21 protein-coding genes are annotated in these 20,428 nt (G+C 66.4%); 6 read left to right on the top strand and 15 right to left on the bottom strand.

All coding sequences use genetic code 11. The annotated features are described in order from the left end of the window. The first annotated feature begins 17 nt into the window (after positions 1 to 17). Positions 18 to 476: a hotdog fold thioesterase gene (locus tag AB0N24_RS05555; RefSeq protein WP_364121537.1), complete on the top strand. Its 459-nt coding sequence runs from the start codon at positions 18 to 20 to the stop codon at positions 474 to 476. Between the two features lie 52 nt (positions 477 to 528). On the opposite strand, the gene AB0N24_RS05550 is transcribed toward AB0N24_RS05555, so the two are convergent. The 9 genes from AB0N24_RS05550 to AB0N24_RS05510 all read right to left on the bottom strand — a co-directional run bounded on the left by AB0N24_RS05550 (position 529) and on the right by AB0N24_RS05510 (position 7,595). Beyond that, positions 529 to 1,116, bottom strand: coding sequence for a dihydrofolate reductase family protein (locus AB0N24_RS05550; RefSeq protein ID WP_364121534.1), 588 nt, complete (start codon positions 1,114 to 1,116; stop codon positions 529 to 531). Between the two features lie 13 nt (positions 1,117 to 1,129). Continuing rightward, positions 1,130 to 1,999, bottom strand: coding sequence for a hypothetical protein (locus AB0N24_RS05545; protein WP_364121531.1), 870 nt, complete (start codon positions 1,997 to 1,999; stop codon positions 1,130 to 1,132). Beyond that, on the bottom strand, positions 1,996 to 2,982 hold the full coding sequence (locus tag AB0N24_RS05540) for a hypothetical protein (RefSeq protein WP_364121528.1): 987 nt from the start codon (positions 2,980 to 2,982) through the stop codon (positions 1,996 to 1,998). Before AB0N24_RS05540 ends, AB0N24_RS05545 begins: the two co-directional genes overlap by 4 nt. A gap of 221 nt (positions 2,983 to 3,203) precedes the next feature. Beyond that, positions 3,204 to 3,425 (bottom strand): hypothetical protein, encoded by a 222-nt coding sequence (locus tag AB0N24_RS05535; RefSeq protein ID WP_364121526.1) that lies wholly within the window; start codon positions 3,423 to 3,425, stop codon positions 3,204 to 3,206. After that, a complete protein-coding gene (locus AB0N24_RS05530; protein ID WP_364121523.1) occupies positions 3,422 to 4,645 on the bottom strand; it encodes an inorganic phosphate transporter in 1,224 nt (407 codons plus the stop codon). Before AB0N24_RS05530 ends, AB0N24_RS05535 begins: the two co-directional genes overlap by 4 nt. Before the next feature lie 170 nt (positions 4,646 to 4,815). After that, the gene (locus tag AB0N24_RS05525) at positions 4,816 to 5,307 is read right to left on the bottom strand and encodes an HAD domain-containing protein (protein ID WP_364121647.1); all 492 of its coding nucleotides are present in this window, start codon (positions 5,305 to 5,307) and stop codon (positions 4,816 to 4,818) included. Positions 5,308 to 5,352: 45 nt separating this feature from the next. Then, complete coding sequence (locus AB0N24_RS05520; RefSeq protein WP_364121521.1) at positions 5,353 to 6,036, bottom strand: hypothetical protein; 684 nt, start codon at positions 6,034 to 6,036, stop codon at positions 5,353 to 5,355. A gap of 109 nt (positions 6,037 to 6,145) precedes the next feature. Next, on the bottom strand, positions 6,146 to 7,015 hold the full coding sequence (locus AB0N24_RS05515; protein ID WP_364121518.1) for a universal stress protein: 870 nt from the start codon (positions 7,013 to 7,015) through the stop codon (positions 6,146 to 6,148). 163 nt (positions 7,016 to 7,178) lie between these two features. After that, entirely contained in the window at positions 7,179 to 7,595 is a 417-nt protein-coding gene (locus AB0N24_RS05510; protein ID WP_364121515.1) for a VOC family protein, read from the bottom strand. Positions 7,596 to 7,757: 162 nt separating this feature from the next. Here AB0N24_RS05510 and AB0N24_RS05505 point away from each other — a divergent pair, with 162 nt between their 5' ends. Beyond that, a complete protein-coding gene (locus AB0N24_RS05505; protein WP_104172880.1) occupies positions 7,758 to 8,378 on the top strand; it encodes an L-threonylcarbamoyladenylate synthase in 621 nt (206 codons plus the stop codon). A 58-nt stretch (positions 8,379 to 8,436) separates the two neighbouring features. On the opposite strand, the gene ligD is transcribed toward AB0N24_RS05505, so the two are convergent. Further along, on the bottom strand, positions 8,437 to 9,459 hold the full coding sequence (gene ligD, locus AB0N24_RS05500) for a non-homologous end-joining DNA ligase (protein ID WP_364121511.1): 1,023 nt from the start codon (positions 9,457 to 9,459) through the stop codon (positions 8,437 to 8,439). A 159-nt stretch (positions 9,460 to 9,618) separates the two neighbouring features. Here ligD and AB0N24_RS05495 point away from each other — a divergent pair, with 159 nt between their 5' ends. Both AB0N24_RS05495 and AB0N24_RS05490 read left to right on the top strand, forming a co-directional pair. Continuing rightward, complete coding sequence (locus tag AB0N24_RS05495; RefSeq protein ID WP_364121508.1) at positions 9,619 to 11,532, top strand: amylosucrase; 1,914 nt, start codon at positions 9,619 to 9,621, stop codon at positions 11,530 to 11,532. Between the two features lie 86 nt (positions 11,533 to 11,618). Beyond that, the gene (locus tag AB0N24_RS05490) at positions 11,619 to 12,311 is read left to right on the top strand and encodes an alpha/beta family hydrolase (protein WP_364121506.1); all 693 of its coding nucleotides are present in this window, start codon (positions 11,619 to 11,621) and stop codon (positions 12,309 to 12,311) included. Between the two features lie 34 nt (positions 12,312 to 12,345). Here the strand turns inward: AB0N24_RS05490 and AB0N24_RS05485 are convergent, their stop codons facing one another. The 3 genes from AB0N24_RS05485 to AB0N24_RS05475 form a co-directional block, all read right to left on the bottom strand. Beyond that, the gene (locus AB0N24_RS05485; protein WP_364121503.1) at positions 12,346 to 14,526 is read right to left on the bottom strand and encodes an elongation factor G-like protein EF-G2; all 2,181 of its coding nucleotides are present in this window, start codon (positions 14,524 to 14,526) and stop codon (positions 12,346 to 12,348) included. A 112-nt stretch (positions 14,527 to 14,638) separates the two neighbouring features. Beyond that, positions 14,639 to 14,791, bottom strand: a complete 153-nt coding sequence (locus AB0N24_RS05480) for a hypothetical protein (protein WP_364121500.1) — start codon at positions 14,789 to 14,791, stop codon at positions 14,639 to 14,641. Positions 14,792 to 14,941: 150 nt separating this feature from the next. Further along, entirely contained in the window at positions 14,942 to 15,556 is a 615-nt protein-coding gene (locus AB0N24_RS05475) for a PadR family transcriptional regulator (protein WP_364121497.1), read from the bottom strand. 240 nt (positions 15,557 to 15,796) lie between these two features. Here AB0N24_RS05475 and AB0N24_RS05470 point away from each other — a divergent pair, with 240 nt between their 5' ends. Then, on the top strand, positions 15,797 to 16,735 hold the full coding sequence (locus tag AB0N24_RS05470; protein WP_364121644.1) for an isoprenylcysteine carboxylmethyltransferase family protein: 939 nt from the start codon (positions 15,797 to 15,799) through the stop codon (positions 16,733 to 16,735). Positions 16,736 to 16,806: 71 nt separating this feature from the next. Here the strand turns inward: AB0N24_RS05470 and hrpB are convergent, their stop codons facing one another. Further along, complete coding sequence (gene hrpB, locus AB0N24_RS05465; protein WP_364121494.1) at positions 16,807 to 19,491, bottom strand: ATP-dependent helicase HrpB; 2,685 nt, start codon at positions 19,489 to 19,491, stop codon at positions 16,807 to 16,809. Positions 19,492 to 19,516: 25 nt separating this feature from the next. Here hrpB and AB0N24_RS05460 point away from each other — a divergent pair, with 25 nt between their 5' ends. Beyond that, a complete protein-coding gene (locus AB0N24_RS05460) occupies positions 19,517 to 19,960 on the top strand; it encodes a GNAT family N-acetyltransferase (protein ID WP_364121491.1) in 444 nt (147 codons plus the stop codon). On the opposite strand, the gene AB0N24_RS05455 is transcribed toward AB0N24_RS05460, so the two are convergent. Beyond that, positions 19,953 to 20,417, bottom strand: coding sequence for a DUF1801 domain-containing protein (locus AB0N24_RS05455; protein ID WP_364121489.1), 465 nt, complete (start codon positions 20,415 to 20,417; stop codon positions 19,953 to 19,955). The genes AB0N24_RS05460 and AB0N24_RS05455 overlap by 8 nt on opposite strands. Positions 20,418 to 20,428 lie beyond the last annotated feature (11 nt).

Here is a 20,428-nt window from a genome sequence, read left to right as displayed (position 1 = left end):
GTGCCAGCCTAGTTCCCATGATGGACAATTTCACGCCCGGCCAGTTCGCGGACGAACTGATGGCCGCCGGAATCCCGGAAGAAATGCATGAATGGCTCGGTGAGTACGGTGTCGGCGCACTGGTGGTGAAGATGGGCATCCACTTCCTCGAAATGAGCCCGGAACGCACCGTTGCCACCATGCCGGTCGAAGGCAACACGCAGGTGGCCGGGATCCTGCACGGCGGCGCCCATGTGGTGCTGGCCGAGACACTAGGATCGTTCGCCGCCGGGATGCATGCCGGCCCGGGACGGCAGGCGCTTGGTATCGAGGTGGGGGCAACGCATCACCGCGCCATCGCCGCCGGCACGGTGACCGGAACGTGCACGGCCATCCACCTGGGCAGGACCCTGACCACCCACGAAATCGTGATGACGGATGAAAAGGGCCGCCGCCTGTCCACCGCCCGCATCACCAACCTGATCCGGGACATCTGACCCTGACAATCCCGTCCTGAAGGCGGCTTTACGGCGGCTTGACGGCGTGGGCTCAGCCCGCTGCTGCACCCTTCGGCGCTGCGCCCTGCGACGATGCGCCGCCGAGCCGGTACCGCAGCTCCACAATTCCCCTGCCCATGGCCTTGGACGCCACCAGTTCCATCGGACGCATCGGACCGTCCTTGATCGGCAGCACGGGCTTACCGGCACCGAGCACCACCGGGATGATGGAAATGATGATTTCGTCCAGCAGGCCGGCCTCGGCGAACTGGGCCGCGAGTTCTCCGCCGCCCACCAGCCAGACGTTCCCCGCCCCGGCCTCCGCGGTGAAGTCATCCATGAACTCGCGGACGTCGCCCCGCACGAAGGTGATGTTGGCTCCCCGCGGCGCGGAGTGTTCGTGGTGCGTAAAGACCCAGCACGGGGTGTCAGGATAGGGCCAGTTGCCGGGCTCGTGCTCCATCAGCCAGGCGTAGGTTTCCCCGCCCATCACAATGCAGCCGACATCGGCCATGAACGCTTCGTAACTTTCCCGGCCGCCCTCGAATCCGTCGAACTCGAGGAGCCATGCCAGGTTGTCATCGGACGTGGCAATGAATCCGTCAAGGGACGAGGCCACGAAGTACTGAAGACTGGACATGGGCCAAGCCTAGTCATTTCGACTCGGGGTTCCCATACTCCACGCGCATGCCGGGATCGTCACGCAGCACCACGACCTTGCCGCTCCGGAGCGTCCAGCCCTCATTGAGCAGGAAGATGCGTCCGCCGCTGACCACGAGCAGCCGGAGGCCGGTGTACTGGTACACGGGATGATCTGCCGTGCCGCTGGACTGTTCGCGCACGTTGGGCGCACTGATACCCAGCCGGTCCTTGCTGTAGACAACCGCGGTGGGCAGGAGCATGGCCCGCTGCTCATAGCTCACCGCCAATCCCCGGCCGAGCGCCTGGGCGTAGTCCGAGGTGCCCCAGAAGAGAAGCAGGCTCACCAGGCAGAAGATGAGTGTCTTTTCGGATCCGCGGGAAAGTGCGGCAATGCTGCGTCCGGGCCCTTCGGTGGAACGCCGCCACAGGCTCAGGCCCCACGCGGCCAGCAGCACCCCTGCAGCCATGATGTAGGGGACGAACAGCACGGTCCGTTCCGGCTGGAGGATCACCACCAGCCACATGGCCGCGGCACAGGCCACCCCGGCAAACAGGATCACTGCGGCAAGCCGCCGGGTGCCGGCGACGCGGCCGGCCGTGATATGTCCGGCCAGGAACCGGTCCAGGGCAAGCCAGAGGACGGCAAGAATCAACAGCCAGACGAGCGGGATGAACAGGGACGGGATGCTCCTGAGCACGAAATCCTGCACGGTGTACCCGAAGAGGCTTACGTCCAGCCCCATTGCCTTCGCCTGGGCATCCGTCCGCGCCCAGCCGAAGTAGACCAGCAGGGCCGTCGAAATGGTCAACGGCGGGCCGATGACCGCCAGCATGTCGACGGCGCGTTTCCAGCGGGGATCCCCCTCCGGTTCGCCGCTCATGACGGCGGCAGCGGCGGGGCTTCGGCTGCCGGGGACCCGACTGTCGGAAGTCCGGTTCCCGGCGGCTCCGGCGGCGCCGTCGTGGTCGGCGCTGTTGGTGTGGGACCGGGCGGCGTCGGCCCAGCATAGAACAGGACGGCTTCACCGGACACCGGAGGCGTCGCCTCCACCGTCACACGCGCGGACTCGATGCCGTTTGCGGGCGGGGCGTAAAACACGAAGGGGCCGAACTGCGGGCCTTCGAATTCAACCGGATTGCCGTTCACCAAAACGTTGTCCACGTTCACGAAGAATCCCTCGAGCCGCACCGGCGTTCCCCCGCCCGCGGGGACGGGGACGGTCGGAGCGGCCGCACCGGCATCGGGCCCGTCGAGGACCGTCAGTCCTGTCAGCCGGCGGGGGCAGTCGTCGCCTGCGCCTGCGGCATCCACGAGGAGTTGGACCCCTTGGTGTGCGGTCCGGAGATCCACGGCCTGCTGCAGGGATTCCGTGACCTTGATTTCCCAGCACCTTCCGGGCGGCAGGCTGGGGACACCGGCCAGCGCATTCCGTGCCCGCTGCCAGTCCTGAGTCAGGTCTGTGGCCAGCGCCAGGCAGGTAGCCTCAGCAGCGGTCCACACGGCCGGAAAGGCCGTGTTGAGGGTGGAGTCCCGCAAACCGGCGCAGTCCCTGTGGCGGAGGAGTTCGTAAAGCGTCCCCTCCGGCGGGTCGGTGGGGGCGGCGGGGCCGATGGGGATCCAGCGGATGACGGGTGCGGCCTCGGGCGGCGGGCCATCGCCCGGTCCCGGCAACGGGGAAGCCGTTGGTTCTCCGTTGGTGGAGGCACTGCCCGAAGGTTCCGTGGCGGAGGGGGATGCCGCCGTCGTCGTACTCTCCGTGGGTGACGGGGACGGCGGAGCGAAGCATCCACTGGTGAGGAGCAGCAGGCAGACGGCCGCCGCGGTTCTTGCTGCTCGGGCAGTCGCCCCGGTTTGACTGTGCATGACAGACCCACCTGCTTGCGGTTCCCGGCGGGGGAACCGGCCTGGATAGAACCCTTCGGGAAGATTCCCGGCATCGGCCGGCGGCGGAGCCGGACCAAACACGCTGAAACAGTGTTAACTATTCCCCCGTTGGGCAATATCCGCCAGAGCAGCCCCTTGCACTCCAGCCGTAACGCCTCAGGAACCGGCGTCTCCCGGGCGTCCGCCCTGAGGGCAGGCTGCTATTTGCTGAAGTACGGAATGATCAGGTACAGGCCGAACAGCACCGCGATGCCGCACAGGGCGAAACACGTGTAGGCGAGCGACTTCATCCACCGGGGCGTGGTCTGTTCGGGATCTCCGGCGATGGCGGTGAAGCGGACTCCGACGGAGTAGAGGACCACCACAGTAATTGCCGCAGCGAGGGTGGCTCCGGCGACCTGAACCAGTTCCAACCATTTCATGACATGCCGTCCTTCTGCTCGCTGGCGTTCCGGGCACGAAGCGCCCGTGCCATGGCTTTCTTCTTCCGGAACCGGACAGCCTGCCCGGCTTCCTCGACCTCCACAGCATTGTGGTGGCCCACATGGGATCTGCGGGACTGGACGAACATGAACAACACAGCGCCGGTGCCGGCGACGGCCGCTATGATCACGCCCACTACCCCGGTTTTCACCAGTAGGGCGGTCAGCGCGCCGACGATCCCGGCCGCGGGAAGGGTTAACAGCCAGCCGATGGCAATACGTCCGGCAGTTCCCCAGCGCACCGAGGTGCCTCTCCGGCCCAGGCCCGAGCCGATCACTGATCCGGAAGCAACCTGAGTGGTGGACAAGGCGAAGCCAAGGTGTGAGGACGCGAGGATGGCTGAGGCCGTGCTGGTTTCCGCAGCGAAGCCCTGGGCGGGCTTCACATCCGTCAGGCCGGAGCCCATGGTGCGGATGATCCGCCAGCCGCCCGCATAAGTTCCGATAGCGATAGCCAGTGCGCAGGCAGTAATCACCCAGAACTGCGGGCCGGACCCCGGCTGCTGCGTTCCCGCAGCGATGAGCACCAGGGTGATGATGCCCATGGTCTTTTGCGCATCATTGGTTCCGTGCGCCAGTGCCACCAGGCTGGACGTGAAGATCTGCCCGGTACGGAAGCCGCCGCGCTTCTGGGTCAGCTTGCTGCCTGTCTCGGGGTCGTGCCGGGACGTCAGCGCATAGGCCAGGCGGGTACAGATATAGGCCACGCCGCCGGCGATGACCGGGGCGAAAAGCGCGGGGAGGATGACCTTCTGCATGAGGGAATCGAAGTTGACCGAATGGATGCCGATTCCGGCGATCGCTGCGCCGATCAGGCCGCCAAAGAGGGCGTGCGACGAACTGGACGGGAGCCCTTTCAGCCAGGTGATCATGTTCCAGAGGATGGCGCCCATCAGCCCGGCAAAGATGATGTCCGGGGTGATCTGGATACCGTCGGCCCCTTCCTTGATGATGCCGCCGGATACTGTCTTTGCCACTTCCGTGGAAAGGAACGCTCCGACCAGGTTCAGGACCGCTGCCAGCGCAACTGCCGTCTTGGGTTTAATGGCACCGGTGGCAATAGGCGTGGCCATTGCATTGGCGGTGTCATGAAAGCCATTGGTGAAGTCGAAAAAAAGTGCCAGCGCTATTACCAGCGCCACCATGAAGGTGATTTCCACCTGTTGCCCAATCTGCAGAGTCGACGGTCAGCAGTTCCACTTTCCCCGTGCCCCGGCCGCACGCAGGAGTGTTCCAGATTTTTCTGGAAGTACACACAGTGTTGTTCGGAAGGGGCTTGAAACCCTAACGATCGTACGCGTCAACGCCGTAAGGACAAAACACCCTGCGCTCAAAGGAAAGCACGCACGGCGTCCAGCTCGGCACGGGACAATCCCCTCCTTGGATGCGGGGAAATCAGCAGCAGGCGGGTGCCAATGATGGATGCCCAGGCGCGGGCCTCCGCTTCATAGCCGAGCTGGTCATCGATCCACACCGCTCGGTCCGGCGCTGAGGCCTCGATGTCCCGCTGCAGGGCCTGGAGTTTCCACCAGCTTTCGCCGCTGCCCAGTCCATCACTGGCAAGGACGGGCCATTCCTGCCCTGCGAGGCCGATCGCTGGGCAGAGATATTCGGGCGCCATCTCCTCCCAACTGGTAAGCCAAACGCACCGGAGACCGGGTCTCCTGGACAAAGTGTTGAGGGAGTCGACGAGCTCCGCGGCGTAAGCCACTTCCAGCAGGCCGGCGTCGGAAACCTGCCACCTGCTCCCCCAGTCCGTGGTGCCTGTTGCCCCGAAAGGGCAGATCACGCCGTCCACGTCGAGGTACAGGGAGACATTCATCACGGCGTCGTCCCTCCTCCCCGGTGCAGAACGGGTGCAGTGCCGTCAGCGCAGCTGGATGTCGGTTGCCTCGCCGGCGGCGAGCACCCGTGCGACTTTTGCTTCCAGTGCAGCGATGGCCGGCTCCGGCAGGACGATCAGGCCTTCCAGCTCACGGCGTGCCCGTTTGTAGGCGGTCTGCCGTTCCGCCGGGGTCGCGGCCTCATCCTCGGCGATCCTCAGCAGCTTCCGTGCCTTTGCGAGGCGTTCGCGTTCCGGTCCCGAAAAATTCCGGTCCTTGATGCGCCTGGCCTCCCGTTCCGCGACGTCGAAAGCGATCTGGAAACTGTTCACCGCGGTCCGGTACTCATCCACCCGGGCCTTGCTCGTGATGTCCCCCGGTGCCACTGGCCGCAAGCCGTCGGCGTCCCGCTTGGCGCGCAGGAAGGCTACCGTAAGCGGTTCGCGGACATCGGTCATCACCGGGTAGTCGATGAGTTTCCCGACGTCCAGTTCGTAGTCCAGCCAGCGCTTGTTGATGTCCGCATGGGTGTCCATCAGCAGCTGGACCTCCGCGGTGGTGGCCTGTTCGGCCTGAACGGCCTGGTGCTTCAGCTTGTACAGCTCCACTTTGCGCTGGTGCCGGCGCTCGCTTGCCTTCGACAATGCACGCAGCCAGCCCCCGGCCATGCCGCTGAGCGGGAACACCAACCACCAATAGTGGGCGAAGAAATCCAGGAGGGGCTGCACGCTTCCATCCTCGCATCGCCTACAGCCCGCCTCAATAGGATTGGGGAGCCGCTTCCCGGCCCGGGGCGCTGGGATGTCCGCAGCGTCCCGGCGGGTATGGCTGGGGCCGCTAATCCTCGTGCTTGACCTTGTGGACCCTGGTGACCACCGTGGGGCAGGGAACACGCAGCAGAACCGCGTGGGCCGTGGAGCCAAGGACAAGACGGCTGAATCCCCCGCGTCCGCGGCTGCCGATGACCAGGAGGCGCGCGTTCGCAGCGGCCTCCACGAGGGCCTTGGCCGGATCTGTGTCCTTGTCCAGCAACTGGTTCACCACCAGGTCGGGGTACTTGTCCCGCAGCCCGGCCACCGATTCCGCGAGCACAATCTTGTCCTCTTCCTCAATGACTTCCGCAAGGCCGCTGGCCGGCATCCCGCTCTGCACCCAGCGAGCGGGGCGCCGGAAAGCCAGCACGGCTGTTAGTTCGTCCCCCTCGCGGTCGGCTTCCGCCGCGGCGAAGGCTACGGCCTGCAGGGACTCCTCCGAGCCGTCGACGCCGACCACCACACCGCGGCCCTCCGGCCCCTGATCCTGCGGAATAACCGCCACCGGGCTGTCCGACGCAGTAACGACCTGCAGGGCGCGGTCCGTCACGGGCCCGCCGTCGGCCCAGTGGCGGTGGTGTGACCCGATGACCACGATGGAAACGTCCTTGGACATTTCCTTCAGGGCTGAGCCGGCGCTGCCATGCCGCAACTGCACGTCGACCGCCACGTCGGGTTCCTTCTTCGCGGCATCCTCCTGCACCTGCCTCAACAGCTCCATGCCTGATTCCCGGATCAGTTCGTGATACTGAAAGTCCGGCGACATCCACCGGTCATCCACCGCGTGGATGGCGATCACCGGCAGCTTGAACCTGGCCGCCCGGTGGAGCGCCCACGTCATTGCGGCCTCGCTCCCTGCGGAGCCGTTGATGCCGACGACGATTGGTTTGCCCATTCTGAATCCTGCTCTTCTCCATCGCGTTTTCGGATCAGCACGCCGTAGGCCGCTGACACCTTCAGTGTGCTCCGGGGGCAACGCAGGGGTTAGGGCCTTAAGCCCCGCACACATGCCGACGACGACGGCGGCAAGCGCCGCCGTCGTGCGTCCGGTATTTTGCCTACGCCGGGGCGCCTGCGATGTTCACGAGCCAGGCGACACCGAATTTGTCCGTACACATGCCGAAGGTGTCGCCCCACGGCGCCTTTTCGAGCGGTACCGTCACGGTGCCGCCGTCGGACAGCTTCTCCCAGTACCCGCGGAGTTCGGCGTCGTCCTCGCCGCTGAGGGAAACAGAGTAGTTGTCGCCAGGGGTGTAGCTCATGCCGTTGGGCGTATCGGCCCCCATGAGCACCAGGCCGGATTCGGACGTCAGCATGCCGTGCATGATCTTCTCCTGCTCGGACGCGTCCTGGCTGGCCTGGAACTCACCGAAGGTACTCAGTGCCAGTTCGCCTCCAAATACGGACTGGTAAAAGTTCATGGCCTCCCGCGCGTTGTCCTTGAAGCCCAGGTATGGGTTGAGTCTGGTGGTCATATTCAGGTGTCCTCTCGTACCGGTCGATACCCGGACCGCCTGTGGAGCAGGTGGCCACCCGGGCTTGGAACACTTCATATGTTGCCCCAGTCGTGCGGGGCTGCATAGGGGCGGCCCGCGTCGGCAAGTGCACATTTCCCTGCCTGGCCATAAGCTCAGGGCATGGCGAGATATTTTGACGTGCACCCCGATGATCCCCAGCCCCGCGCAGTGGGCCAGATAGTGGACCTGGTGCGGTCAGGTGGGCTGATCGCCTACCCCACCGACTCCTGCTACGCCCTCGGCGCGCAGCTGGGCAACCGTGAGGCGCTTGACCGCATCCGCGCCATCCGGCAACTGGACAGCAAACACCACTTCACCCTGGTCTGCAAGGATTTTGCCCAGCTGGGCCAGTTCGTGCAGATCGACAACGACGTGTTCCGCAGCATCAAGGCGGTGACACCTGGCAGCTACACGTTCATCCTCCCTGCCACGAAGGAGGTGCCCAAGCGCCTGCTGCACCCGAAGAAGAAGACCGTGGGCGTACGCATCCCGGACAACGCCGTGGTCCAGGCACTCCTCGCCGAACTGGGCGAGCCGCTGCTCTCCAGCACGCTGCTGCTGCCCGATGAGGAAGATCCGCTGACCCAGGGCTGGGAAATCAAGGAACGGCTGGACCACGTGGTGGACGCCGTGGTCGATTCCGGTGACTGCGGGGCGGAGCCGACGACGGTCATCGACTTCTCAGGAGGTTCGGCGGAAGTGGTGCGGCGCGGCATGGGCGATCCGTCCCGGTTCGAGTAGTCGCCGTTTGGGGCCAGGCGTCCGGACGGGCGCCGGCTCACCTCAGTCCCTTGTTGCGTCAGTCCTTCTTGCGCGCGCGGCTGGGCTGCACGCGCGGCGGTTCGCCGGGCATCTTCGGGTAGTCGGGCGGGAACGGCAGTTCCCCGAGCCCTGAGCCGACGTCGCGCTCCCACCATTCGAGCAGGACGTCGATTTTTCCCGGGTTGGCGTTCATGTCCGCCCAAGGGTCCCCGACGGACTTCAGCCGTTCCGGGACGGTGAGGATGGTGAAGTTCTTCGGGTCGGCGTTGCCCAGTTCGTCCCAGGTGATGGGGCACGAGACGGGGGCGTGCGCCAGGGCGCGGGGGCTGTAGGCGCCGGCAATGGTGCGGTCGCGGTTGGCCTGGTTGAAGTCCACGAACACCCGCTCGCCGCGTTCTTCCTTCCACCACGCCGTGGTGACCTTGTCCGGCATCCGCCGCTCCAGTTCACGGGCGGCTGCTATGACGGCGTGGCGCACGTCCAGGAATTCGTGCGTCGGCTCCACCGGCGCGTAGACGTGCAGTCCGCGGTTGCCCGAGGTCTTGATGAACGTGGTGAGGCCGGCTTCTGCGAGCACGTCCTTCAGCTCCAGGGCTGCGGGGATCGCGTCGTCGAAGTCCGTTCCCGGCTGGGGGTCCAGGTCGATCCGCAGCTGGTCGGGGTTGTCCGTGTTTCCGGCCCGCGACGGCCAGGGGTGGAACACCACGGTGTTCATCTGGGCGGCCCAGACGGCAGCGGCCGGTTCGTCCAGGACCAGCATGGGATGCGAGCGCGCACTCGGAAAGACCACCTTCACCGTCCGAATAAAGTCCGGTGTTCCCTTTGGCGGATTTTTGGAGAAGAACTGCTCGCCGTCCACGTTGTCCGAAAACCGCTGTAACGCCAGCGGCCGGTCACCGTTCGCCGCAACGAAGGCCTCCCCCACCTCCGCCAGATAGCGCGCCAGGTCCAGCTTGGTCAGGCCGAGATCCGGCCAGAGGACACGGCCGGGACTCGAAATGCGCATGTCGCGGGGGCCGTCGGGTCCGTCAACGGTGAGGGTGGTCGCTTCGCTCGCCATGGGGACAACCTACCCCGCCCGGTGCGCGGCGTCAGCAGTTGGGATACGAAACGAAGAAACACGTTCCTTTTCACTGGGCACGTACCGGCCCGTCTGTAAGGATGTGAACGGACCGGACGCCGCACGGCTCCCGGCAAAACGTCGAAGGGGACCCGTTCCATGGTTGAAGCCGCTGGTGTGGACCAGGCAGCGAGGCAGCATGCCCTGAGTGCCCTGGGCGCCCAGCCGGGTCTCATGCCGCGGAGGCGGGACAACGCCGAATTCCAGCAGCGCTTCGACCGCCATTTCCCCGCCCTGTACCGGCTCTTCCAGTCCCTGTACGGCTCACGCCCGGACTTCCAGGACCAGCTGACTGCGCTTGTCCTCCAGGCTGCCCGCTCCTGGAACGAACGCCCGGCGGACCTGAAGGCATTGGATGCGGAACGGGAAAACAACAGCGCCTGGTTCCAGTCAAACAGCATGCTGGGCGGCGTCTGCTACGTGGACCGGTATGCGGAGGATCTTCAAGGAGTCCGTTCCCGGATCCCCTATTTCAAAGAGCTCGGGCTCACGTATCTGCACCTCATGCCCCTGTTCCTGGCACCCGAACCGCATTCCGACGGCGGGTATGCCGTCTCCAGCTACCGTGACGTGAACCCGGAACTCGGCACCATGGAACAGCTGCGCGAGCTGGCCGCCGAGTTGCGGGACAACGGCATCAGCCTGGTGGTGGACTTCATTTTCAACCACACCTCGGATGAGCATGACTGGGCCAGGCACGCTGCCGAAGGCGACCCCGAGTTCAGTGATTACTACTGGATCTACCCGGACCGGACCATGCCGGACGCCTTCGAACAACACGTGCGGGAAATCTTCCCGGACGACCACACCGGTACGTTCGTGCAACTCCCTGACGGACGGTGGGTCTGGGCCACCTTCCACACCTTCCAGTGGGACCTGAACTACTCCAACCCGGACGTCTTCCGGGCCATGGCCGGAGAGATGCTCTTCCTGGCCAACCAGGGGGTGGAGATCCTTCGGATGGACGCCGTGGCCTTCATCTGGAAGCAGCTCGGAACGCCGTGTGAGAACCTCCCGGAGGCCCACACCCTGCTGCAGGCCTTCAACGCCGTCTGCCGGCTCGCCGCGCCGTCGCTGCTCTTCAAGTCCGAAGCGATCGTTCACCCGGACGACGTTGCCCTGTACATCGATCCGGCAGAGTGCCAGCTTTCGTACAACCCGCTGCAGATGGCACTGATCTGGGAGGCCATGGCCACCCGCGACGTGTCCCTGCTGTCGCAGGCGCTGGAGCGTCGGCACAGCCTTCCGGCAGGTACGGCCTGGGTGAACTACGTGCGGAGCCATGACGACATCGGCTGGACGTTTGCTGACGAGGACGCCGCGGAGCTGGGCATCAACGGCTTCGACCACCGCCGCTTCCTCAATTCCTTCTACGTCAACCGCTTCCCGGGCAGCTTCGCCCGCGGCGTTCCGTTCCAGGACAACCCGCGGACCGGTGACTGCCGGATTTCAGGCACGACGGCGTCGCTCTGCGGGCTGGAGGACGGTTCTGCCGAGTCCATACGCAGGATCCTTCTGGCGCATTCCGTGACCGTCAGCACCGGCGGGATCCCGCTGCTCTACCTGGGCGACGAAGTGGCGCAGCTCAACGACTACGGGTACGCCCTCGAGGAAGGCCACGGCGCGGACAGCCGGTGGGTGCACCGGCCGCACTACCCCGAAGACCGTTACGCGAACCGTCACGATCAATCTCTTCCTGAGGGAGCCGTCTTCGAAGGCCTGCGCTATATGATCGCCGCACGGTCCCGAACCCCCGAATTCGCCGGGACCGGACTGGTCCATTTCGACACGAAGAACCGGGCTGTGTTGGGCTACCAGCGGCCCGGGGACGAAACCCACATCCTGGTCCTCGCCAACTTCAGCGACGCAGACCAAAAAGTCACCGCTGAGACTCTCTCTGGATTCGTTGCCGAGGCGGTAAACATCCTGACCGGCAAGCCGGTGCGCATTGGCGAAGGGTTTGTGCTCAAGCCGCAGGAGTTCGGCTGGCTGCGGGTCAGGGGTGCTGCCTAGGCGTGCTGTCTAGGCGTTGGCTGCTCGCCGGGAACTTTCGGCCGTCTGTGTGCCGGCTGTGCGTGCAGATCCGGCATCATTGACTCATGCCCGTACCCGAGTCCCCCGTAACCATCAGCGTCGGCGATGTCCAGGTCTCCGGCCTCTACGCCCGGCCGGACATCCCGTTCGCCACGCTCGTCCTTGCCCACGGCGCCGGCGCCGGCATGGAGCACCCCTTCATGGGCGGCTTCACCCAGGCGTTGAACGACGACGGCGTGGCCACCCTGCGCTTCAACTTTCCCTACCGCGAGGCCGGACGGAAGTTCCCGGACCGGCCGCCCCTTGCGATAGCCACGTGGCGCGCAGCCATGGAGGAGGCCTCAGCCAGGGCGGCCGCGCACTCCGACAACGGGCCGGTGTGGGCGGCGGGCAAGTCCTTCGGCGGACGCATGGCCTCGATGGCCGTCGCCGAAGGAATGCCGGCGGCCGGGCTCGTCTACCTGGGATACCCGCTGCATCCCCCGGGCAAACCGGAGAAGCTGCGTGATGAGCACCTGTACGGCCTGACCCTGCCGATGCTGTTCCTGCAGGGGACGCGGGACACGTTTGCCACGCCTGAACTACTGGAGGGTGTGGTTGCCCGGATCGGGCCCACCGCCACGCTTCACTGGTACGACGGCGGCGACCATTCGTTTGCGGTCGCGGGCAAAAAGCGCAGCGCCGGCGAGATCGGTGCGTCCGCGGCAGCGCCGGTCGCGGCCTACCTGCGCTCGCAGGCTGCGAGCCCTCAGGGGTAGGAAGCGCCGGGGACTTGGAAACTGGGGAGCAAGCTCATTGCCGCGGCGCCGTGTGGGCCATGTTCGGAGGCAGCGGCTCGTGGCGCAGGTAGGTGCGCCGAAAGCGGCCGGTGCCTGCCGTCAGCGCCCGGAGTTCCACCGCGTAGCGCAGCAGTTCCTGTTCCGGTATCTCTGCGCTGATCTCAGTGCCGCTGCCGTCGGCCGAGTCGGTTCCAGTCAGCCGCCCGCGCCGGGAGGACAGATCGCTCATCACTGCTCCCACGTAGTCGTCAGAGACGCTGATGGTCACCGCCAGGACGGGTTCGAGGAGCTGGATCCGGCCCGCGGCGGCCGCTTCACGCAGCGCCAAGGCCCCTGCCGCCTGGAAAGCCGCATCGGAGGAGTCCACGCTGTGCGCCTTGCCGCCGGTCAGCGTCACACGGATGTCCACCACCGGGAACCCAGCTGACACGCCCTTCTGCATCTGGGCCCGTACGCCCTTCTCCACGGAACCGATGTATTGCCCCGGGATGACGCCGCCCACCGTCTTGTCAACAAACTCGAAGCCCGCACCTCGGTCGAGTGGCTCGACGTCGATGTCGCAGATGGCGTACTGTCCGTGGCCGCCGGACTGCTTAACGTGCCGGCCGTGGCCCGACGCCGGTGCCACGAACGTCTCCCGCAGCGGGGTAATCACGGCCACGGTCTGCAGTTTTACCCCTTGGTCCCGCAGCCTGTCCAGCACCACTTCGCCGTGGGCTTCGCCCATGCACCACAGGATCAGCTGGTGGGTTTCGGAGTTCCGTTCCACGCGCAGCGTCGGGTCACCGGCTGCCACCTTTCCCAAACTCTTGGCGAGGGCATCCTCATCACTCCGCGAGGCTGCCTCGACGGCCAAGGGCATCAGCGGCTCCGGCATGTCCCACGAAACCACCACCAGCGGTGTTTCCTTGGCGGACACGGTATCGCCTGTCTCTGCGCTGGCCAGCTTGGCTATCGCGCAGATGTCCCCGGCCACGCAATACGGAACCGGCCTCAGGCTGGACCCCACCGGGGAGTAGAGGTGCGTGAGGCGTTCGTCGCTGTCATGGTCCTCGTGGCCGCGTTCGGACAGCCCCCTCCCGCTGACGTGCACGGCCGAATCCTCCCGCAGCGTGCCGGAGAAGACCCGCACCAGGCAGACGCGGCCCAGGAACGGGTCGATGGTGGTCCGCACCACCTCGCCGGCCAGCGGACCCGCAGGATCGCAGGCCAGCGGGGCTGCCGGTGCACCCGAAAGGCTGGTCACCTGCGGCAGGCTGCGCTCTAGCGGAGAGGGAAATGCGCGGGTCAGCATTTCCAGGAGTTCAGCCATGCCCAGGCCCGTCTCGGCGGAAGAGGCCAGCACGGGGAAAAATGTGCCGCGGGCGACGGCGGTCTCCAGATCGCTGACCAGGGCGTCGACGTCGATCTCCTCGCCGCCGAGGTAACGGTCCATCAGGGTCTCGTCCTCGCTCTCCGAGATGATCCCCTCGATGAGCGTGCCGCGTGCGGCGTCAGCGGCAGCGAGTTCCTCCGTCCCGGCCGGCCGCACGCTTGGCGTCGGGGAACCGGCGGAATAGTCCGAAATTGTTTGCGAAAGCAGTCCCAGCAGCCCGGTGGTGGCGTCCCCGGTGCGCACGGGGAGATAGGCCGGCACCACCGAGTCTCCGAACGCGCGCTGGCAGGCGGCCACGGCCGCCTCGAAATTCGCGCGCGGGTGGTCCAGCCGGCTGATTACCACCCCCCGGGGCATCCCCACCTGGTCGCATTCAGCCCAGAGTGCCGTGGTGGCGGCATCAATGTCGTCGATGGCCGAAACTACGAACAGGGCCGCGTCCGCGCCCCGAAGTCCCGCCCGGAGTTCACCGGTGAAGTCGCCGTAGCCGGGTGTGTCGAGAAGGTTGACCTTGATGCCCTCCACCACCAGTGGAGCTACGGAGAGCACCACCGAGCGCTGTTGGTGCACCTCGGAGGGCTCGGCGTCGCTGACAGTGGTGCCGTCCTCGATCGAACCCTTCCGTGAGATGACGCCGGTTGCTGCCAGCAGTGCTTCCAGCAGCATGGTCTTTCCCGCACCGGAGTGGCCTACGAGAACTACATTGCGGACTTTCTCCGGTGCATCGGCAGGAGCCCCGGCGGCGGTGTCGGCCCGCCGGGAATCAGAGGTGCCGCGGGCCGGGCTCTTCGCCCGGCCATTTGTGCCTTTTACCGACATGAGCAACTCCAGGCGTCTTAGTCGTGAGCCGCCGCGCGGCCTCTGTAAGACGATTCGACACCCTGAGGCTGCCGAACTTCAAGAGGAAGACGTGTCGCCCTTGACCGGACGGCTAGGGTTCGTCGTGCCACCACCCTTCCCAGGGAGTGGATGAGAGCTGGCCGCTCGGGAAGGCACCCATGGAACCGGCCCCGCCGAGGTGAGGGTCCTTGTCCTTCCAGCCGGCATGAAGGGAGAGTGTCAAAGTGCTCAAAAGCGTCATCATGGTGTGTCCTTTCGTTCGCTGCGTGGACTCCAATGTCCAGGTAGGAATGAGCCTAACTGGGCAATGTTTCGCGGCCACGACACAACGTTTCAGGCGTGTATCAGTTACCTCACATGGCCACTTCGGGCTTTCTGCATCTTCCCTCCGCGGTCACTCCGCGAGGATGAGGTACAGCGCGCGGCGGGCTTCATCGATCTTTTCGACGGCAGCCATGCGCTGTTCGTCCGTAGCCGCGACCCTGAACTGATGAATGACGCCCATGAGCTTCCCCACGCTCTGATGAAAAACCGGCACCGCGCCCTCGGGATCGGTGTTCCAGGCGTTGCCCAGCTCCTCGGCGTGTTCGGCCACGTACGCCTTGCCGGCATCGGTGAGCGTGAACTCGGTGCGCCTGCCCTCACCAACCGGTGCGATGAGGTCCTCGTCGACGAGCTGCTGGAGGGTCGGGTAAACGGACCCCGGACTGGGACGCCAGGCCCCGGAGGTTTTTTCCGCGATGGTCCTGATCAGCCCGTACCCGTTGGAGGGGGCTTCGGCGAGCAGGGAAAGAATGGCGGCGCGAACGTCGCCCCTGTTGGCGCGGCGCGGGCCGCCGGGGCCAAAGCCGGGCCCGAATCCCGGACCGAACCCCGGCCCGAACCCCGCCCCAAAGCCGCGTCCGAACCCACCGCCGCCGTGGCCGTGGGGTCCTCGGCGGCTCCGGCCGCGCTCGAATCGTGCCCGCTCGGGGCCGTTGTCTGCAAATTTGTCGTGAATGCCTTTCATGGTGGCATCGTCCTTTCAGGTACTGCTGTCGCCGACCATCGGCGATACTTAACGATATATCGTTAAGTATCGCCGGTCAATGGCTTTGCCGCACAAGAACTGCAGTGCCCGAGTGAGCGGCATGAAGTGTCGAATTCGGTAGGCTGAGGCCAACATTGTCTTCGACATAAACAGGGCCAGTCCTGGAACTGGGAAGTGACAGCTCGAAGAATTTCCATCGACAAGCAACGGGGACTGCTGATGTTCGGGGTTGAATCGGCGACGCGGCTGGTTCGGTGGGGTCGCGCATATTTCGCCGCGCAGGCGATTGCCGGTTTCGCCTGGTGGACCGCGGTTTTCCTGTCGCCTGCGGTGCGCCAGGCGACCCTGGGTGACCTCGACCCGGCAACGGTCGCGGTCGTCGATATTCCACTGTTCGTCATGGCTTCGGTCGCGGCAGCATGCGGCGTCAAGGCTGCCGCGGTCGTGAGTACAGGTTGGACCGGCGCTGTCTGCATCGCACTGGCGGTATACGCCACCGTCACAACGGAAGCCGGCTGGGGCGTACTAACCATGGGTGCTGCCACCGCAGGTTCACTGATCTCCCTCTGCCTCGTCTTGCTGGGACGTGTACCGACCGCGTGGATCATCCGCGGTCCGTTCGCCTTCCGTCCCGCCAACCGCTCGACCGCTGCGACCCACGTGGCTTCAACATTGGGGCAAATCGTCCTCTTCTGGGGGTTCTTCCTGGTGGTGATTCCGTTGGCCATAGCGGTTCTCGAACAACGCTGGATGGTGGCGCTCCCGTTCCCATCGTTTGCTGGTCCTGTCGGTGTCGCGCTTCTCGTACTTGCCAGCGCTCTGGGCGTCTCGTCAGCAGTGGTGATGTCGACGCAGGGCGATGGCACCCCGTTGCCATCGGCGATGCCGAACCGTCTGGTCATCGCAGGTCCGTATCGCTGGATTCGTAATCCAATGGCGGTCTCCGGCATTGTCCAGGGCACCGCGGTGGGCTTCATCCTGCAGTCCTGGCTCGTTGTCGCCTACGCGGTCCTGGGCTCGCTGGTGTGGAACTACGTCGTCAGGCCGCTCGAGGAATCCGACCTAAAGAAACGGTTCGGCAAAGAATTCCAGCAGTACTGCGACACGGTGCGCTGCTGGATCCCTCATGTATCGAAGACTCAGCGCTCTCCAAAATGATGACTGCGGTCATTCCGAACTTGGCACTGACCGGGGAAATAGTCCCCCACCGACGTGGCCGGATGACCGCCCTACATCCGGCTCTTGGTCCGCGCGGTCGCCGGCGCAGTCCACGGGTCCTCCGGCCAGGGATGCTTCGGGTAGCGGCCACGCATCTCGGCCCGCACCTGAGCGTAGGGTCCGGACCAAAAGGAGGCGAGGTCATCCGTCACCGCAAGCGGCCGCCGCGCCGGCGACAGGAGATGGAACAGGACCGGGACCCTGCCGCCTGCCAACCGCGGTGTGTCGGCCCAGCCGAAGCACTCCTGGAGTTTGACCGCCACGACCGGCCGGCCGTCGTCGTGCTCCGCGTCCGGGTAGTCGATCCTGACCCGCGAGCCGCTCGGCACCTCCAGCGCCTCCGGTGCCAGCTCCCCCAGCCGGGCAGCGTCCGGCCACGGCAGCAGCCGGCGCAGCGGATCGGTGAGGTCGACGCCGGCCGTGGCAGCCCCGCCGGCAAGCGCTTCGAGCTCGGGAGCCAGCCAGTCGTCAAGCCGCGACAGCAGCGCCGCCTCGGAAACGTCCGGCCACGGATCGCCCAGTTCCCGGTGCAGCAGCGCCAGACGGCGGCGCAAGGCGTCCGCCGCCGTCGACCATCCAATGGTTCCCAGCCCTTCCTTGGCCAGTGCCCTGGCCACGGCTGCCCGTCCCTCCGCGGCCGACGGCCGCACGGGCGTCGAAGCCAGCATGATGGCGCCCAGCCGGCGTTCCCGGCGGGCCGTGACCCGTCCCTGCGTGAAGCTGGCTTCCACGGCCTCACTCAGCAGGTGCCGGGCTGCGGCCTCCGCCGTGTCAGCGTTCAGCGGCGCCGCGGACCGGATGACGGCGCCGGTTCCGGCAGCATCGCGGCCTTCCGCGCGGGCGACCTCCGCGACTGCCAGCCATTCGTGCCCGGACAACGGGCTGCCTGCGGGAAGGCCCGCCCGGGTGCCTGAAGACAGCAGGTACTGCGCCCCTCCGCCCGGAACGCGGCGCGCCACGCGGTCGGGAAACGCAAGGCCGACGACGAACCCGACGGCCTCCTCTGCGGTAACCGGCGGAACGGTTTGGGAACGTTCGACGGCGGCATCCTCCTTGCGGACGATCGCCTCCATCCGCCGGACGTCCTCCTTCCAGCGCCGGGCCGCCGGGTCCTTGCCCGATCGCAGCGTGGCCAGCAGGCGCGTCAGGTCGGCGCCGGGAGCGCGCTGGTCACCAGACACGACCGCGACCGTCTCCGCCGCGGTTCGGTGGCCGACGGTTGCGGCGCCGTCCAGGAGGGCTCGGGCCAGCCTGGGATCGGCGGGGATCCTGGCCAGGGTCTTACCCAAATCCGTGGCGAGGCCGTCCGGTCCGACGGCACCCAGCTCGCGGAGAACTTCGACGGCCTCATTTATCGCCGCCGCGGGCGGAGCGTCGGGAAGGGACAGACCGCGGCCGCCGGGCGATCCCCAGCAGGCAAGGACCAGCGCTGCGCCGGTAAGGTCAGCCACCGCGATTTCCGGTGTCTGGTGGGCCGGGGCTGCACCGAAGCTCTTCTGGTCGTAGCAACGGACCACCCTGCCCGGGCCCTGGCGGGCGGCCCGTCCGGCACGCTGTTCGGCGGAGGCCCGGGAGCAGGATACAGTGACCAGGCCGGACATGCCACGGTTCGCGTCGCGGCGCGGCTCCCGGGACAGGCCGGAGTCAACCACCAAGCGGACCCCCGGGACGGTCAGGGAGGATTCAGCGAGCGCGGTGGAAACGATAATCCGGGGACGTCCGCCAGGCTCCCGCCCGGAGACGGCACGGTCCTGTTCGGCCGGGCTTGCCTGGCCGTGCAGCTCCAGTACTTCGGCGGCCACCCGGCTCCGCAGGCGGGCGGCGACGTGCGAAACTTCCCATGCGCCGGGAACGAACACCAGGGCGTCCACACCTGCGTCCGCGGCAAGCGCCGCCGCGTGTGACGCCGCAGCCGTGTCCGCCACGTGGTCAAGGAACCCCCGGGTCACTCCCCGGGTGTCCAGCCGCGCTGCCGCTGCCGGTGCCCACTCCGTTTCCAGGGGGTACAGCGCGGACGGACAGTCGACGACGGGCGCCGGCGCGCCGTTGTCGTGGTTCCCGCCCTGCCCTGAGCCGATCAGGGCGGCGAAGCGGGGTGCGTCCAGCGTTGCGGACATGGCGACGAGCGTGAGGTCGCTACGCAGCTCGCGCACCTCCGCGAGCATGCCGAGGAGCAGGTCGGTCTCGAGCCCGCGTTCGTGGACCTCGTCGAGGATCACGGCGTCCACGCTCTCGAGTCCCGGATCCGCGAGGAGCCGCTGCAGCAGGATGCCGGGCGTGACGAACTCGATCATGGTGCCGGCACCGGCGACCCGCTCACCGCGGACTGTGTAGCCGACGCGGTCCCCGAGGCGACTCCCGTCCAGGGTGGCCAGGCGGCGCGCAGCCGAGCGGGCGGCGACGCGGCGGGGCTGGGTCACGACGACGCGCGGACCGCGGACCCCCGTTTTACCTGGCGCAACCGCTGAGGCGGCTATGTTGGCGGCTGCGATGTTGGCGAGCAACGGCGGAACGAGGGTGGTCTTGCCCGTGCCCGGAGGTGCCTGGACTACGGCGGTCCCGGCAATGCCTCCCGCGCACAGGGCGTCGGTCAGCTTCCCCAGCGACTCGGCGAACGCCAGGCCCGCGCCGATGACACCCAAGTCAAAGGGTCCGATGGGGCGTGCGGCGGCCGGAGGGGGGAACGATGAAGTCACGCCTCCATTGTGCTTCAATAGCGGCATGCCTCCCGTCTGGTCGTTGCGCCCAAGCCTGCCCGCTGACGCTCCATGGATTGCGGAGCTCCGTGCCCAGGTCATGCGGCCCGACCTCGAACGCCTCGGCCGCTGGGACCCCGTTCGCGTCAGGCAGCGCTTCCTCACCGGCTTTCAGCCCGCGCATACCTTTGTTATCGACGTTGCGGGCTCTTCGGCGGGCGTCATTGCGGTCCGTCCCGAATCCGATGAGCAATGGATCGAACACTTCTACCTGGCCCCTGAGTACCAAGGCAAGGGCCTGGGCAGCGCGGTCCTGCGCCATGTAATGACGACGAAACGGGATCACCGGCCTTTCCGGCTCAACGTCCTGCAAGGCAGCCCGGCGAGACGCCTCTACGAACGCAACGGCTTCGTCCACGAACACGAGGACCCGATCGATGTATTCCTCGTGCACGCAGACCTCAGCTGACGGCCTTCTTCAGGAGCGCACTGATCCTTGCCTCGTCGGCGGCGGTCAGCTCCGTAAGGGCGTACGCGGCCGGCCACATGGTGCCGTCGTCGAGATTCGCCGAGTCGTTGAAGCCGAGCGTTGAGTACCGTGTCTTGAACTTATGCGAGCTTTGGAAGAAGCAGACCACCTTGCCGTCCTTGGCGTAGGCGGGCATCCCGTACCAGGTTTTCGGCGTGAGCTCCGGTGCACTGGCCTTGACGAGGGCATGAAGCCGCTCGGCAATGAGGCGGTCGGATTCGGGCATCTCGGCGATCTTCTCGAGAACCTCGCTTTCCCCGTCAGCTTTGGCGCCGCGCGGTCCGCGGCGGGCGGCCTTCTTGAGTTCCTGTGCGCGCTCCTTCATCGCGGCCCGTTCGTCGTCCTCGAATCCGCCGTACGTCTTGGTGCCTGTGCCTGAATTCTCCGTGTCCTTCATTGCGGGCTCCT

This window comes from Arthrobacter sp. NPDC093128, assembly GCF_040683875.1.
GTDB lineage: Bacteria > Actinomycetota > Actinomycetes > Actinomycetales > Micrococcaceae > Arthrobacter.
The sequence above is the reverse complement of the archived record's forward strand: the minus strand, read 5'-3'. Positions and strand labels throughout refer to the sequence as shown.